Annotated in this window: 1 protein-coding gene; it reads right to left on the bottom strand. The window is 30.9% G+C overall.

The genetic code is table 11. The annotated features are described in order from the left end of the window. Nucleotides 1–363 precede the first annotated feature (363 nt). The coding region (locus tag H628_RS0104205) for a CPBP family intramembrane glutamic endopeptidase (RefSeq protein ID WP_027825338.1) at nt 364–1,265 on the bottom strand (902 nt) is incomplete at its 5' end.

Genomic DNA, 1,265 nt, shown 5'->3' with positions numbered 1-1,265 from the left:
GTAGCGTCAAAAAATAAAGATTACTAGTAGTTAAAACATATGGTTCGATAAAGTTAGGTAAATGAAATTTTAGTAGTTTAGAAATAAGTAAACCAACTAAAATAACTGTTAAAATTAAATTAAATTAAAAATATTAACAAAAGGACTATGGATGTACCATAAGCTGAGTTCAATAAAAATTGAAGCGATTAATTCTAAAATAATGCATTTATTGGCAACTTGCTTCATAGGTACTCCTCCTTGATGCTGAAAATATTTTTCATAAATATATCATGATTTTTATTAAATGGTCAATAAATAAATAGTCAATAAATTAATAAACAAAAAGCATAAAAAACCAGATTCCGAAGAATCTGGTTTAAGTTAGTTTTTCAAAGTAATCATTTCTTTAGCATTTTGCTTGATAACCTGGCGCCGTTTGCCTGTCATAAAGAAGATGAAGAATAGGATATTTACTACCATCTTAAGCAATATAATACTAAAACCGTTTAAGAAACCTGCATATGAACTGAGAAGATTTGGCGTTAAGTATAGCATATATCCCATTAGGTCAATTAAGGTGTGCATTGCAATTGCTAAATAAAGCTTCCCTGTATATAAGTAGATTGTTACTATCGCTAAGCTAATGCCAAATGCCCCAACAACTTGATAAGCTGCTGATATAAAATCCCAACCTAGGGAAAGATTGGTAAAGTGTAATAATGCAAATGTGGCAGAGGAAATAATAATTGCCTTAGCAAGTGGTCGAGTTTTAAAGCTAGAAAGCAGTAGTAACATAAAGCCATATCTAAAGCTTTCTTCAATTAAACCAGTGGATAAAGCGTATCCAACGTAAACTAATTCAAAGTTTAATTGACTAAGAGCATATCCCCAATTACCGAAAACTTCTGACCAAGTTAAAGCAGATCGAATGAGTGAATTAAAAAGTGGAAACCAAAGCATATAAAACAAAATAATTACACCGCCCAAAATTTGATAGGGCTTATTTTTACCAATTGGTAAGTTAGGTCTCCAAGTATAATTCCAGCTTTTTAGAGCCAATGACAAAAGTAAGAGCGCTAAAAAACCATTAGATAAGTTAAAAATAGTATTTTCTACAGCATTCATTCCGTGATAAGTCACAGGTGGAATTGCTAGCAGGATGAAAGTAATGAGTAAAATATATCCAAGTCTTGTCCATAAACTAGTAAGCCTGTTAACAGAAAAGACTACTGGAATATTGATAGAAAATAATAAAACAAGATAAAGGATAAAACCGACTACGT

The sequence above is a fragment of the Lactobacillus psittaci DSM 15354 genome, from assembly GCF_000425905.1.
In the GTDB taxonomy this organism is placed as follows: Bacteria; Bacillota; Bacilli; order Lactobacillales; family Lactobacillaceae; genus Lactobacillus; species Lactobacillus psittaci.
Note: the sequence above shows the minus strand (reverse complement) of the source record. Positions and strands in the feature narration are given on the sequence as shown.